This window comes from Bacillus sp. 1780r2a1 (assembly GCA_024134725.1).
Lineage (GTDB): Bacteria > Bacillota > Bacilli > Bacillales > Bacillaceae_H > Priestia > Priestia aryabhattai_A.
In genome coordinates, this window is sequence record CP099863.1 from 3,740,620 (window position 1) to 3,755,359 (window position 14,740).

Genomic DNA, 14,740 nt, shown 5'->3' on the forward strand with positions numbered 1-14,740 from the left:
TACACTCTCATTCATTTTACCATGTATCCAATAGGGTTCCTATAAAATCTATTAACTAGATACCCGATATCTTATGAAATATGCAAAAAAGCCACTAGAACTACTAGTGGCTTTTAATTTTATCAAATTTATAAAACTATTGACAATTGCTTTTCACAAACTGTAATCCTTTGAAACATAGGTGTAAAGCAACATCCGACTTTTGTATTATATAGAATTAAGCTGAGAACTCTTCTCCTACTTTTGCGCTTTCTTCCAACACTAAAATTCCTTTTTCCTGAGGAGCATTTGGCAAAGCTAATTCTTTTGCAGAACAGATCATACCAGAAGAAGGTACGCCACGAAGTTCTGCATCTTTAATAACAAGACCACTTGGCATAACAGCGCCCACTTTTGCCACTACAACTTTTTGTCCTGCCTCAACGTTTGGAGCACCACACACAATTTGTAACGTTTCTGTGCCAACATCCACTTTACAAATATTCAATTTATCAGCGTTTGGATGCTTTTCTTTTTCCTGAACATAGCCCACAACAAATTTTGGAGATAAGTCTACTTCAATCGATTCAGAAAATCCACTTTCTTGAATAACGCGGTTTACTTCCGCTACTAGCTCTTCTGTTAACTTAATCGGTCCACGCCCTGAGAAAGATAAAACAGTCGATGCTTCGAAAATATTATAGCCAGCAGTAACATTTGATTTTTCATCAAAGATGCGCGTGACGTTCTTTTTTGTTTCAAACGTTCGGTTTGACAGTTCGATGTCTTGAAGAGATACGATTAGCGTATCACCGATACCTTCTTTGTTGTAAAAAATATTCATTCCTTAACTCCGTCCTTTACTACGATTTTTTCCTAAAATGAAAATTGGCTCTAAATGCCCGTTTTCATACAAGAAAGAGAGTGCTGTAATGGGTACTCTTCCACTAGCAAAAAAGCTCATATTCATCTGTGCTAATATATCATAGCCCGTTTCATTTTGAACATCTGCTAAAATCAAAACATCTTGATGAGGCACAGCAATTGTGAGCGTTCCCTTTACTTTATCTTGAAACTCTTGTAAGAAAGATTCATTTAAAATGCGGCTCGCATCATACCCGTCATTAGCATTAACAAAATAAAAATCGTTGCCCGCAACCGTATCTTTTTTATATGTAATCGGCAATGACCGAAGATTAAATCTTGCCATTTCCCTAATAGATGTTACCTCAAGCTTTTCTTTTTCAAGGAGCTTTTCATCTATTAATCGATACGTATTACCCAAATCTAAGGCATAATAAACTCTTGTTTCTGCCGTATGATCATCATATACGAGCGGAACATCTTCGTTTGTTTTCGTTGGAAAAGAAGTAGATCGAATAACTGGAAGAATCTTCTTTTCTTTTGAGTTTAATTGTTGTTCATCATTCATTACGCGCACAGCTTCTCTTATATAATATATCATTTCATCTACTGCTGCGTCCTTTTTTTCTTCCCACTTCGCAATGAGTCCTGGTAGTGAAACAGTTAATCCTTTTTTCGTTTCAGAATGCTCAATTCGTAGCGTATCGTTTTTTTGATCGAATTGAAAACGTAAATTTTCATCTTTCAAACGATCTTGAATTAATTTTTTCATTTTAATACTCGTCATCTTCACTAAGGAATCCCTCCTTTTCACCAAAAAAGCTTAAAATTAGGCCTCTTGTTAAAACAACAGGCCCAGCGGTAGCTTATCCTTTTAAACTTTCGATAAATTGTTCAATCTCTTCCTGCGTTTTACGATCTTTACTTACAAAACGCCCGCTCTCTTCACCGTTGTGGTATCCTACAAAACTTGGAATACCAAAGATATTGAGTTCAATGCACAAATCAATAAACTGATCGCGATCTACATAGTGAAACGTATAGTCACTATATTTCTGTTCCACTTCAGGTAAAATTGGTTCAATGACACGACAGTCTGGACACCAGTCTGCTGAGAACATCATAATATGTTTTCCTTCTTTAATGACCTCATTATATTGTTCAATACTCTCCATTTTTTTCATTGTTACTTCCTCCTTTATATTGTATGCCTTGTTGCTTCCCAAAAAAGACATCTTATTTATCATTATTTTAATTGTACAGTCATTCATATGAAACCATAGTCAACAAGATGGTGCAAGTATCTTACTTCTAAGTATGTAGAGCGTTTCGGTATTATTAAGGTGTTAGTATATCCTATTTATTGTTTTTGATGAAACTGATATTGACCATACAGCATGCGAACAACGTGTTCAAACATCGTTGTTCTTGTGAGCATTTCCGATGTGAAGATACCTATTGCCCCTTCATTTGAACGCACATTTTTTTTATGCGTAAAGCGTTCCATAGCTTCCGCTAACTCAATTTTTTCTTTCTTTAACATTGTTGCAATTTCATGAGGTAATAAAATCCTTGCACCACCAGCAATAATTGGCTTTTTGAGAGAAGGACTACTTAAAGCTCCCCAATTGCACAAAAACAACCCATAATCTGTTTCTGTTACGCCACCTTCTAATCCTATCCCTAAATCCATCTCATCTTTACATGCTCTCTCTGAACGGTTAATGGCTCCTTGAATGGTTTCTTCATCGGAAAACGGTTGGCTAGATACACCTGAAGGCACCTCAAACAAATGGTAGGTCATTTCTTGTCCAAATACATTTTTAACAGCATTTATTTTAGTTGGATTTTTCGTTCCAATTGCAATATTCATTTTATCTCTCCTTTGCTTATTGTTTAATTAACACAAAAAACAATCGCTTTTTACAAGCGACTGTTCTAAGATTAAACTTGCTCTTTAAGAGTAGCTACTGTTGTTTCGTCCGTTGCACGCACTAACTTCACTAATAGTTCTTTCGCAGCTGCATAATCATCTACATGAATCATAGAAGCATGTGTATGAATGTATCTTGAGCAAATACCAATTACAGCAGATGGAACTCCACTATTAGATGTATGAACACGCCCTGCATCAGTACCACCTGGTGAAACAAAATACTGATATGGAATATGATTGGTCTCAGCCGTATCTAAAATAAACTCTCGAATACCTCGATGCGTTACCATCGTCCGGTCAAAAATGCGAAGCAGTACACCTTTTCCAAGCTGCCCAAATGCATTCTTATCCCCTGACATATCATTTGCTGGGCTTGCATCTAGCGCATAAAAAACATCAGGCTTAATCATATTTGCAGCAGATTGAGCACCTCGTAAACCTACTTCTTCTTGCACAGTTGCTCCAGCGTATAGAATATTTGGCAACTTTTCATCTTTTACTTCTTTTAATAATTCAATCGCTAATCCACAACCATATCGATTATCCCATGCTTTTGCTAAGATTTTTTTCTCATTAGCCATTGGTGTAAATGGACAAATGGGCACAATCTGATCTCCAGGACGAATCCCCATATCAGCAACCTCTTGCTTAGAATCGGCGCCGACATCAATCATCATATTTTTAATAGCCATTGGCTTATTACGCTGCGCATCTTCTAACAGATGTGGCGGAATCGATGCAATAACGCCTGTAACCTTTCTCGTTCTTGTAACAACCTCGACTCGCTGAGCCAAGAGTACCTGACTCCACCATCCGCCTAATGTTTGAAAGCGTAACATTCCTTTATCCGTCACTCCGGTTACCATAAATCCAACTTCGTCCATATGCCCAGCTACCATTACTTTTGGACCTGAAGCATTGCTTTTTTTTACCCCAAAAATACTCCCAAGTCCATCCTGAATAATTTCATCAGTTAAAGGCTCCATTTGTGATTTCATAAAAGCCCTTACTGCGTGCTCATGCCCTGGAGCACCCGGAAGTTCTGTTAGCGTTTTAAATAATGATAAAGTTTCTGAATTCATCTTTCGTCTCCTTTATGTATGTCATTACCCTTTATTGTAGCGAAAAGTCAAAATACTTTCCATTCTTCTTCCTTAAACACCTGGATTGCTTAACAATTAAAGTATGTTTTTGTATAATGGACTGTAGTAAGAGCTTTTGTTTTCATTAAATAAAGAAGGTGATTATTATGAAGTATACCCAGCTCATAACAGGCATTGCTGTTGGTTTTGCAAGCGCTTATCTCTATCAAAAGAAAAAGTCGTCTCTTTCATCCATGGAAGCACTGCAAATTGCAAAACAGGCATTTAAACAAAATGGTCCTATTAACGGCTCTTGGATTCAGACGACGACCAAGGTTATAAATAGGTATGGTCTCGCTTTTGAAGGTTACTCTGGCGGTATTACTCGCTCTGTAGACGGCAGTCGTGAACAATATGAATTTTTCATTGATAAAAGTAGCGGTAACATTATTGACTTAGTAAAGATTGATTAAATTTCACTGCATTTATGATATCACCTTTAGTATCCCACTTAATTGCTCGGTAATAAGCATCATGGTAAAAACTAAGCCATGCATTTTGATTGTATGCGTATTGAAGCCATTTTTCTTTTTGTGAAATAGATGTCATTGGAAAATCGTCATAGGCCATAACCCACAAAACATTGTGATGAGCATGAGTTGGCAGTAAATCTCCCATATGCACAAGCTGCTCACCTCGGCTACTAATGACAACGACAGAATGTCCATCGCTATGCCCACCTGTGTGGTGCATCGTAAATTCCGGGAGCAATTGAATAGAATCATGAAACGGTACAACTTGAGATTCAATAGCTTCCCAATTCTGCTTCCAATACGTATTTTTTGAACGTATATTAGGGTTTTGCATTTCGTTCCATTCAACTTCGCTTACGTAAATAACTGCGTTTGGAAACGTAGACTCCAATGTACCTTGACTTTTCGTTGTTAGTCCCGATACGTGATCAAAGTGCATATGTGTCATCGCTACTTTGGTGACATCATGTCGTGTTAACCCTAGTTTCATTAAATCCGTTTCTACATGAGATTCTTCCGTAATACCAAAATGTTTTTTTTGCTTACCTTCAATCATTCCATTTCCTATACCTGCATCAATTAAGACAACTTCTTTACCAATTTGAACTAAAAGTGGATCAGTTCTCATCGGAATACGGTTATCATAGGCAGGAGGGTATTTTTTAGACCAAAGCTCTTTTGGTACAACACCAAACATAGCGCCTCCATCAAGATGATTGTCTCCACCGTTTAACCAAGTAACTTTTACATCCCCTATTGTTAACGTTTCCATTTTTTACACCTCCCATATATTCCTATTTATTGTATCACTGCCTATTTGCGTTTTTATAGTCTTTTTTAAATAAAAAGGACCTTTCACTAGTTGAAAGGTCCCTGTTGATATTACTTTTCGTTCATGTATTTAACTTCTGAACGATAGATTCGACTTCCTTTTTGAGAAAACTTCTCTTCATACTCAGTCATAATATTTCCTTCAAATTCACTCGCATGTAAATCTAAACTTACGTACTTTAATAACAAACCATATTCAGAAAAGCTCATTAAAGAGTATTCAAATAACCCTTGATTATCTGTTTTAAAGTGTATTTCTCCACCATCAATTAAAATTTGCTCATAGATATTTAAAAATGTTTTGTACGTTAAGCGTCTTTTAGCATGACGAACTTTTGGCCAAGGATCTGAAAAGTTTAGGTACACTCGTTCAACATCACCTTTAGCAAAATATTCGGTTAAGTCTTTTGCATCAACACTTAGCAGCTTGAAGTTCGGTACTTCTGCTTCAATTATACGATCTAAAGCACTCACAATTACACTCTCGTATAACTCAATACCAATATAGTTAATATTTGGATTTTGCTTAGCCATTCCAAGTAGAAATTGACCTTTTCCAGTTCCTACTTCAATATGAATTGGATTATTGTTTTCAAATACTTCGTTCCACTTTCCCTTATGTTCTGCAGGGTTTCCCACAGCATATTGTGGATACTGCGCCAATTTTTCTTTTGCCCAAGGTTTATTTCTTAGTCTCATACTCCACACCTCATCTATATTATCAAAAATTATCAAAATTGAACCACACGGAAAATGTCGGTTATTTTGTACAACCGACATTCGTATGAATAATTGTATTTATAAAGAAAAAAATAAAAGCATCATACGAGAAAGGATGATGCACTATGCCTTTAAACGCTCAGCATCAAATGGCTATCTTAAAGGACATCTTATCAAATCACCAAACAGACTGCTGTGGAACAGTCTCAGAATGCGAACAAGTTGAACGTTTGGCTCAAGCAATGCTAGCAAATGGAACTGCTAATGAACAAGTGTATCGTACGCTTCAAAATATTTGCGAGTATACACAAACTGCAAAAAGCGCGGCACATCTTGACCAACACATTGAGACAAACAAACAAAATCTATCTCAATGGGTTGAAGAACTATCTAGTCTATCTTAATTAAACTTACTGGCTTAGCTGCTCATTTTCAAGCAATACTTTTAAGTAGTTAAGCCAGTAGTTCATTTCTGGTACTTCTTGCTTTGTACGGTGCCATTGTACAAATAAAATGCTCTGACTCACCACATACCATTTCATTCGCTTTTGTAAGTTATCAGTTAAAGTAATACCATACTTTTCTAACCAGCTCTTCCATTCTGCTGGATCGATATACCAATACAATAAGAGGCCTAAGTCAATGGCTGGATCAGCAATCATCGCTCCGTCCCAATCAATTAAATATAGCTGTTCATTTTCGCCTAGTAACCAATTGTTATGATTGACATCGCAATGACAAACCACATATTCCTCTGGTTGAACAAAATCCACTTCTCGTTCTAAATACATAATTCCTTGCTCAACAATCAGTTCTTTTTGCAAGTCTACATCTACATTCGCTCGAATATCGAGTAGAACGTCTTGTGGTAATAATGACTCTTTCCCTAATCTTTTTAACATATCCAATAGCTCTTTAGAGTGATGAATTTTACTCAGCAACTCTGTTACGCTATCCGAGTTCATATCTTGTGGCTTCAACTCTCGACCATCTAACCAGTGTTGAGCTGTAATTACATCTCCATTTTCCATTCGTTTTGTCCAAACTAGTTTTGGAACAATGCCTTCTGCTGATAAAACAGCTAGGAAAGGAGATGAATTACGCTTCAGAAATAGCTTTCGGTCTTGAAACCTTGCGAAATAAGCATCTCCAGTTGCACCGCCAGCAGGAGTCACTTCCCATTCGCTTCCTAATATATGTTCCAACCAATTCACCTTCAATTTCAACACACACATTTCATTAAAAATTTAAAGTTATGTTTACTTCTATTTATATCATCAACAACGTGTATTTGTTTTATTAAATAAAAAAGACAGCTATTGCGGACATATACCAATAGCTATCCTTCATAAATTTTATCCTCTTCCCGCTTTTCTCGTCAAGTAGCAGAATAGCACTTATGTTTTAAATAATGCTAAAACTCCAACTGCAGGAACGGCTGTTTTACCTGAAAGGACTTTTGTAAATGGATACTGATAAGCATTTTCTCCATCAATTACAACATGCCAATTTCCCGGTGGCAGGTTAATATAACGAGTCGATGTGTCTTGGTTAAACGCGACAATAATATCTTTCCATGGTCCGTACTCTTCTACATTAACAAGAGAATATGCAACAACTTCTGGTACTGATTCTAAGAACTTCATATGCTTCCTAATGAGCTCAGTTGTATGAAAGCGAAAAGCGCCGTGTGCTTTTCTTAGCTGAATCACTGCTTGTAGCCATTTGATATCCTCTTTATAAATCTTTCGCTGTTCCCAATCAAATTGATTAATGCTATCTGGGGAACGATAGCTATTTTCAACGCCTTTTTTTGTTCGGTAAAACTCTTGTCCTGCATGTAGAAAAGGTATTCCCTGAGCTAATAACACCATTGCACTTGCAAGCTTTTGCCTCTTTTGCAAGATTCGCTTCTCTTCATGGGAATTACACTTACTCAATTTATCCCACAAAGTATGATTATCGTGTGATTCTACATAATTTATTGAGGAGGTAGGCTGGGTAAATAAATACTTTTCTCCTTTTTGATAAGAAACACTGCCAGCTACTACTTGCTTTACTTCGTCTATTCGATGAGTGTTACCACAAATAAAACCTTTATCATAGATGTTAAAAGTACTTCCCTTAATAAAATCTCGAAAACGATCATTAAAAAAACCGATGTTTGGTACCTTATCAGAATTATAAATGGTTGCTTTCTCCTCTGAGGATAAAGGGGTATTTAAATCCCAACCTTCACCGAATAGTAAAATCGATGAATCATATTCAAACAGCTTTTGTCGAATCATATTCATCGTTTCAATATCTAAAATTCCCATTAAATCAAATCGAAAGCCATCAACATCATATTCTTTCACCCAAAACAAAACCGAATCCACGATAAATTTGCGTGCCATCTTACGCTCAGAAGCAAAGTCGTTTCCTACACCAGTTCCATTAGAAGGCATTCCAAATTCATCATGGCGGAAGAAATAGCCTGGAACAATCTTTTCAAATGAAGATTCTTCTCTTATATACACATGGTTATAGACGACATCAAGTATAACACGCAAGTCATTCTCATGAACGGTTTGAATAAGCTCCTTTAGTTCTAGAATACGGGCTACTGGATTGGTCGGATCCAAAGAATAACTACCTTCCGGGACATTAAATAGGAGTGGGTTATAGCCCCAATTGTAAGCATCAAAAGGATTCAATTCATCTACGCCATCGAAATCATTAACTGGTAAAAGCTCCACATGTGTAATACCAAGTTCCTTCAAGTAAGCTAAGCCTGTTGATACACCGCTTTCTGTTGACGCTCTAGTAAATCCTGCATATGTTCCTTTACTGGACACGTTACTGGAGGGATGAATGGTAAAATCACGAATGTGCACTTCATAAATAATGGCATCGGTAGGGTTTGGAAGCGGAGCCTTTTGCACCGGTGACTGCTTCGTTTTTTTTAAATTCACCAGCACACCATATTTACTATTTACTGATGCTGCTATTGCATAAGGGTCAACAGCTTCTCTCGTAACGCCGTTGACCGTTACCTCAAATGTGTAGTAATACCCTTCTTTTTCAAGTCCACAGGCCGCAGTCCAAACTCCTTTTGTCAGGCGAGTCATGCTAATATATTCTTTGTTTAAAGTTTCAGGATTGATAAGCTTTACTTTTACATCCGTAGCAGTTGGTGCCCATACTTTCACCTGGATATGTTGGGTAGTAAAACTCACGCCCAAATCTGATTCATTATAAAAGAAAGCATCATCGAATTCAGGAGTCCGGATGACGGCTCCTATCTTTAAGTCTGCTTTCGCACCACGTTCTTCTACCACTCGATACTCTTCACCAATCTCTACTTTCATTGGACAATAGTATTCATATTTTATAGCTTCATGTAAGACTTTTTTATCCTTTAACGTTAAAGAAAGAGATTGGTCACCTCTCATTAAGCAAAGCGAATTCACTTCTCCATTGTAGTAAGATTTAGGAACAAGAACGGTAACCATATCCATCTTATCTAAATATGCTTCAAATCTTTGATCATCATAAGCCATCTGTTCTCCTCCTACATAACTTATTATGAGCATTATATGTTCAAATTGGAGAAATGAAAGCATTTTCTATTAGATAAATACTAAATTTCACATCAAAATGATTCATTCTCACTTCGATCAAAATAAATGCTTTGACTATGTTTTAAAAGTGCCTCAGCTGCTTGAAGCTGATTAAATTTTAAAGGTGCTGATAAACGCCTTAAACTATAGAACCATTCTTCATAATTCCTCTTATCAATAAAATCAATTTGATAAGGTTCTTTAGGAGAGTCAAAGAATCCATTACGACTCAGCAATACTTTTCGAATAGGTCGATCAATGTTATGCGATTGGTAAAGGCTTTTTACGAGTTGCACCGTTCTATTTAATCCAAGCACAGGATTTAACACTTTCTTTTTGTCTTTCCCTATTAACTCTGTCCAAAAATTTTCTTTTGAATACTGAAACACAGAGCCATTTTTCCCTTCAACCATTGCAATGCAGATAGTTTCTGTAGGCGTAATTAAAATGACCTCTGCTTCAACAGGGGCTTTTTTCACTAAAAACACAGGCTTATACATAAGTAGAAACGTATCAGGAAAACTTTTCAAAAAATATTGAAGCTTTTCATCATAAAAATATCGCTTATCTGCATTTGAAAGCTCAAATAAAGTTGATGTCGCCCACCTCATTTGCATTTGAAAAACGTTTTCTAAAAACAACACTTTTAAATCTTGTAGGTTTTTAGGGTCTGTCACGAACGTAGTGAGATTTTCAGCATCAAAGCTTTCTTCTCCTTCTTCTTTTTCTATTGCTACCTCCATATATTGTTTATCTATTTCAACTAGTTCATCTTTTTTAAAGAAGAACTTTACCTTTTGAAAAAGCGATTGTTCTGGAGTCAGGGATTCTTCTAACTCAGCTATATCCGCTTCTTTTCCATTGTAAAAATAATCCTTTGCTCTATCCCAATTATGTTGTTTCACACGTGTAAATTGAGATGAATAATGATACAAATCTCTCTCATAGCGTGAAAGATAGTCTTGTATCTTAATAAGTTGCGCCATATCAAATCATTCTCCTCGCTAAAAGCTGCCAGATTGTTTTTATGGTTCAATTTTACTAATATTAAAACAAAGATACCACTAGTAATTAGAGCTTTTTAGTGAAACAGGATGCTTAAACCCTTTTATCCTACTAAGGCGATAGATTATGTTATGATAGAAAAAACACGTCTTTTTCTGACTGTGAAAGTGTAGCTGTACACTATTGTTGTCTATACTAAGTTAAAAAAGATTATTAATTCTATCGATGCAAAGGATGGTTATAATGAAAGTTGTTAACAACATGGCAGATTTAATTGGGGATACGCCCCTTGTCAAATTGAATCGCCTTCAGCCAGCTGACGGTGCATCCGTTTATTTAAAGCTTGAATTCTTCAATCCCAGCAGGAGTGTAAAAGATCGCGCTGCCTTTAATATGATTGTTAAAGCTGAAGAGGCAGGCCTTTTAAAGTCAAATTCAACTATAATTGAGCCAACTAGTGGCAATACTGGAATTGGATTAGCTATGAATGCTGCAGCAAGAGGTTATCGTTCAATTCTAGTTATGCCAGATACTATGACACAAGAACGTATCAACTTATTAAAAGCTTACGGGGCTGAAGTTGTGCTAACACCAGGAGATGAAAAAATGCCAGGAGCTATTCGTAAAGCAGAAGAATTAACAAAAGAAATTCCAAATGCTTTTATGCCGATGCAATTTAAAAACGCAGCTAATCCAGACGCGCACCGCCACACCACGGCAAAAGAAATCGTCGAAGCAATGGATGATTTAAATAAAGAATTAGCTGCATTTGTTGCTACAGCAGGTACTGGCGGTACAATAACAGGAACTGGTGAAGCGCTAAAAGAACGCTATCCAAACATGAGCGTTCATGTAGTGGAACCTGCTGGCTCTCCCGTTTTATCAGGTGGAAAACCAGGAAAGCATAAGCTTGTAGGAACAAGCCCCGGCTTTATACCTAATACCTTAAATGTGGATGTATATGATGAAATTTTAAAGATTAAAGATGAAGAAGCGTATGATATTACGCGTAGACTGGCTGCTGAAGAAGGGATTTTAGTTGGCCCATCCTCTGGTGCAGCTTGCTATGCTGCTATCGAGGTAGCTAAAAAACTAAGCCCTGACCAAGTCGTTGTGTGCATTGCCTGCGATACAGGCGAACGCTACTTATCAAGTGATTTATTCTCTTTTGATTCATAATAAGTTAGAAAAAGACGCTCATGCTTTTGAGCGTCTTTTTCTTTTACTTAGCTAATTCATAAATAGCTTGTGCATAAATGGCTGTTGCTTTCATTAAATCTTCGACCACCATATATTCATCTTTTTCATGGGCCACTTCTTCTCTTCCAGGGAAGAGTGGGCCAAATGCTACTCCCGCTTCTAATGCTCGTGCATATGTACCTCCACCGATAGAAATAAGCGTTGGTTCTTCTCCTGTCTGGTCTTGATACACTTGCTGTAACGTTTTAATAAGCTCATGGTTTTTATCTACATGATGGGGTTTTGAATCAGAAAAATGCTTAACAGTGATTTGATAGGTCTCACTTTGTTTCTTGAGTGTAGAAATAATACTGTCAATATTAGCGGCAACTGGATAACGAATGTTTAAGCCAATTTGCCCGGCTTTCTCATCAGTGTAAAATAAAATACCAACGTTTACGGTCAAGTCACCTGTTACATCATCTCGAACATGCAAACCGATTTTGTTACCAATTGTATCGTCTACAAAATATTGATTAACATATGTAATAAACTGTCTTGCTTGTTCATTTAATGCTAATTCATGTAGAAAACTTACTAACAACAGCCCTGCATTTTTTCCTTTTTGAGGAACACTTCCATGTGCCGATACCCCTTCTAAAGTAATCGTATATCGGCTGTTGTTGAATTCAACTGTACCTTTTACGTCATGTTTATTTAAGAAGTTCTCATACGCTTTTTTCAAGTCTACTTCTTCTTTCACAGCAAGAACTGCTTTTGCATAATCAGGCACCATATTATAGCGACGACCAGATTCAAGTGATATTAATACATACTCTCCGTCTGTACCTTGAATCGGTTGTTGGTGTAACTCCACATCGGTAATTCCTTTTTCTGCGTAAATAATAGGAAAGTCAGCGTCTGGAGCAAAACCCATCGTTGGCATTTCTTCATGTTTAAAGTAGTGATCTACACATCTCCAATCGCTTTCTTCATCCGTTCCAATAATCATACGTACGCGTTTTGAGAGCGGCAACTTCAACTCTTTCACAATTTTCATAGCGTAATAAGCAGCCATTGTTGGTCCCTTATCATCAATGGCTCCACGGGCAAAAATTTTCCCATCCTTAATTTCGCCACCGTATGGATCAACAGACCAACCATCACCTTCAGGTACGACGTCAACGTGACATAAAACTCCTATTAATTCTTTTCCTTCTCCTAATTCAATATGTCCTGCATATCCATCTACGTTCTTAGTTACAAAACCATCAGCATGTCCTTTATCCAATAAAAAATGAAGAGCTTTAGCTACTCCTTCTCCAAACGGCTCATCTTCTTTTATAGATTCATCGAGAACACTTTTAATTTGTAAAAAACGTTTCGTTTCTTCCAAGATATCGCGTTCTCTTTTTTTGACTTCTTCCATCCAATTGATAGCTTCCATATTTATCCTCCACCATTTCAGAAGTATTCAATTTGTACTATTTTCCACTTTATCACACCTTTTTTTAAAAAGCATCTAAGGTGTTTAATTAGCTGCAAAAAGGGTAAAGGGTTGTAACCTTTTCTCTAAATTTATGCTCGAATAGGTCTATTTGGTTATATTTTGCATACATTAAATAAATAATGTATAGCTTAAGAAAGGAGACCTGCCAAAAAAGTACATATTTATCTCATTTATATCAATTTTTGTAAATTAATTATTAAATTAAGCTTTACCCTTTTATTTTTTATGGTTTTTTGTGTACAATGTAACTGAGGACTTAAATAGTGCTTGACATCTCAAAGTTATAAAGAAGTTGTGCCTTACGAAAAACGAATAAGGAAGTGGTTTTTTGAAACCTTCAACTAATCGAATGCTAACGCGTATCAAATCCGTTTACATGTTCATTAGTAAAAAGGGAACTGTTACTACTCAAGAGCTTGTTGATGAGTTTGGTATCACTCCTAGAACTATTCAGCGTGATTTAAATGTCTTAGCATACAATGATTTAGTTCATAGTCCAAGTCGTGGTACATGGACGACGACAGAGAAGAAGGTCAAGATTTCATCCTAGTAAGTTTCAAAGGTAAGTATTTATATACAGAGATAAAGATTCCTCATACTTTTCACCATGTGTGTTGAGTATCTTTGAATGTCCGACTTTACTTCGGTGCATTTAAACGTGAATTGTTTCACTTGCGTAGAGTGAACAAAAAGGAACCAATTTATGTACAGGTTCCTTTTTCTTTCGCCTCTTATTCCTTTTTTCCCCTTAATAAATTTAGCTCACCTTCCGTTAACTCTCGATATTCACCTAATTCCAACTCTTCATCTAACGACAACGAACCCATTGAAATTCGTTTTAAGTATGTTACTTTTTTACCTCTCGATTCAAACATACGCTTTACCTGATGAAATTTCCCTTCCACAATGGTTAGCTCAATTTCAGATGATTCACCGCTTCTTAAGATTGTTAGCTCTGCGGGTTTCGTAACGTATCCATCATCTAGTGTAACTCCTTTTCTGAATGCCTCCACGTCTTCCTCTGTCACTTCCATATTAATAATCGCAAAATACGTTTTAGGAACATGCTTTTTCGGTGAAAGCAGCTGGTGAGCAAGCTGTCCATCATTTGTTAATAACAGTAATCCTTCCGTATCTTTATCTAGTCTTCCCACTGGGAATGGGTCATAAATAGCGTCGTCAATTTCTAATAAATCAACAACTGTCTCATGTTGATGATCTTCTGTAGCAGAAATTACTCCTTGCGGTTTATTCATCATTAAATAAATAAATTCTTTGTATTCAATAATCTCTCCGTGAACGGACACTTCTTCAGCTTCTGGGTCCACATGTAGCTTAGCGTCTTTAATCGCTTTACCATTTACTTTTACTGCTCCTGTTTTTAATAACCCTTTTACTTCTTTTCGACTGCCATAACCCATATTAGCTAATAGCTTATCTAATCTCATAAAATCCCCCTCTATTTATATTCGAAAAGAAAGTGACCCATTGAATGAGTC

At 36.6% G+C, this 14,740-nt stretch carries 16 protein-coding genes; 4 read left to right on the plus strand and 12 right to left on the minus strand.

Annotated elements, in window-relative coordinates:
• Positions 1–217: 217 nt before the first annotated feature.
• The 5 genes from NIZ91_18835 to NIZ91_18855 form a co-directional block, all read right to left on the minus strand.
• A complete protein-coding gene (locus NIZ91_18835; GenBank protein USY54761.1) occupies positions 218–823 on the minus strand; it encodes a DUF4479 domain-containing protein in 606 nt (201 codons plus the stop codon).
• Between the two features lie 3 nt (positions 824–826).
• Positions 827–1,630 carry a DUF1444 domain-containing protein gene (locus NIZ91_18840; GenBank protein ID USY57231.1) on the minus strand — a complete coding sequence of 268 codons (804 nt, stop codon included), beginning with the start codon at positions 1,628–1,630 and terminating at the stop codon, positions 827–829.
• Positions 1,631–1,709: 79 nt separating this feature from the next.
• A complete protein-coding gene (locus NIZ91_18845) occupies positions 1,710–2,027 on the minus strand; it encodes a thioredoxin family protein (GenBank protein ID USY54762.1) in 318 nt (105 codons plus the stop codon).
• A gap of 176 nt (positions 2,028–2,203) precedes the next feature.
• On the minus strand, positions 2,204–2,716 hold the full coding sequence (locus tag NIZ91_18850) for a DUF84 family protein (GenBank protein ID USY54763.1): 513 nt from the start codon (positions 2,714–2,716) through the stop codon (positions 2,204–2,206).
• Positions 2,717–2,787: 71 nt separating this feature from the next.
• Positions 2,788–3,861 carry a M42 family metallopeptidase gene (locus tag NIZ91_18855; protein USY54764.1) on the minus strand — a complete coding sequence of 358 codons (1,074 nt, stop codon included), beginning with the start codon at positions 3,859–3,861 and terminating at the stop codon, positions 2,788–2,790.
• A 167-nt stretch (positions 3,862–4,028) separates the two neighbouring features.
• Here NIZ91_18855 and NIZ91_18860 point away from each other — a divergent pair, with 167 nt between their 5' ends.
• Positions 4,029–4,334 (plus strand): PepSY domain-containing protein, encoded by a 306-nt coding sequence (locus NIZ91_18860; GenBank protein ID USY54765.1) that lies wholly within the window; start codon positions 4,029–4,031, stop codon positions 4,332–4,334.
• On the opposite strand, the gene NIZ91_18865 is transcribed toward NIZ91_18860, so the two are convergent.
• Together NIZ91_18865 and trmB are read right to left on the minus strand one after the other, a co-directional pair.
• Positions 4,309–5,166 (minus strand): MBL fold metallo-hydrolase, encoded by an 858-nt coding sequence (locus NIZ91_18865; protein ID USY54766.1) that lies wholly within the window; start codon positions 5,164–5,166, stop codon positions 4,309–4,311. The genes NIZ91_18860 and NIZ91_18865 overlap by 26 nt on opposite strands.
• Positions 5,167–5,276: 110 nt before the next feature.
• Positions 5,277–5,924 (minus strand): tRNA (guanosine(46)-N7)-methyltransferase TrmB, encoded by a 648-nt coding sequence (gene trmB / locus NIZ91_18870; GenBank protein ID USY54767.1) that lies wholly within the window; start codon positions 5,922–5,924, stop codon positions 5,277–5,279.
• 146 nt (positions 5,925–6,070) lie between these two features.
• Between trmB and NIZ91_18875 the strand changes: the two genes are divergently transcribed.
• Positions 6,071–6,349 carry a YtzH-like family protein gene (locus NIZ91_18875; protein USY54768.1) on the plus strand — a complete coding sequence of 93 codons (279 nt, stop codon included), beginning with the start codon at positions 6,071–6,073 and terminating at the stop codon, positions 6,347–6,349.
• A gap of 6 nt (positions 6,350–6,355) precedes the next feature.
• On the opposite strand, the gene NIZ91_18880 is transcribed toward NIZ91_18875, so the two are convergent.
• From NIZ91_18880 to NIZ91_18890, 3 genes are all read right to left on the minus strand, one after another.
• Positions 6,356–7,171 (minus strand): phosphotransferase family protein, encoded by an 816-nt coding sequence (locus NIZ91_18880; protein ID USY57232.1) that lies wholly within the window; start codon positions 7,169–7,171, stop codon positions 6,356–6,358.
• A 171-nt stretch (positions 7,172–7,342) separates the two neighbouring features.
• Positions 7,343–9,487, minus strand: coding sequence for a type I pullulanase (gene pulA / locus NIZ91_18885; protein ID USY54769.1), 2,145 nt, complete (start codon positions 9,485–9,487; stop codon positions 7,343–7,345).
• 92 nt (positions 9,488–9,579) lie between these two features.
• Positions 9,580–10,533 (minus strand): NERD domain-containing protein, encoded by a 954-nt coding sequence (locus tag NIZ91_18890; protein ID USY54770.1) that lies wholly within the window; start codon positions 10,531–10,533, stop codon positions 9,580–9,582.
• Positions 10,534–10,792: 259 nt separating this feature from the next.
• Here NIZ91_18890 and cysK point away from each other — a divergent pair, with 259 nt between their 5' ends.
• The gene (gene cysK / locus NIZ91_18895) at positions 10,793–11,731 is read left to right on the plus strand and encodes a cysteine synthase A (protein ID USY57233.1); all 939 of its coding nucleotides are present in this window, start codon (positions 10,793–10,795) and stop codon (positions 11,729–11,731) included.
• Between the two features lie 43 nt (positions 11,732–11,774).
• On the opposite strand, the gene pepV is transcribed toward cysK, so the two are convergent.
• Positions 11,775–13,178, minus strand: coding sequence for a dipeptidase PepV (pepV, locus tag NIZ91_18900; GenBank protein ID USY54771.1), 1,404 nt, complete (start codon positions 13,176–13,178; stop codon positions 11,775–11,777).
• Between the two features lie 391 nt (positions 13,179–13,569).
• On the opposite strand from pepV, the gene NIZ91_18905 reads away from it, so the two are divergent.
• A complete protein-coding gene (locus NIZ91_18905) occupies positions 13,570–13,791 on the plus strand; it encodes a DeoR family transcriptional regulator (GenBank protein USY54772.1) in 222 nt (73 codons plus the stop codon).
• Between the two features lie 181 nt (positions 13,792–13,972).
• Here the strand turns inward: NIZ91_18905 and NIZ91_18910 are convergent, their stop codons facing one another.
• Positions 13,973–14,689 carry an rRNA pseudouridine synthase gene (locus NIZ91_18910; protein USY54773.1) on the minus strand — a complete coding sequence of 239 codons (717 nt, stop codon included), beginning with the start codon at positions 14,687–14,689 and terminating at the stop codon, positions 13,973–13,975.
• Positions 14,690–14,740: the final 51 nt, after the last annotated feature.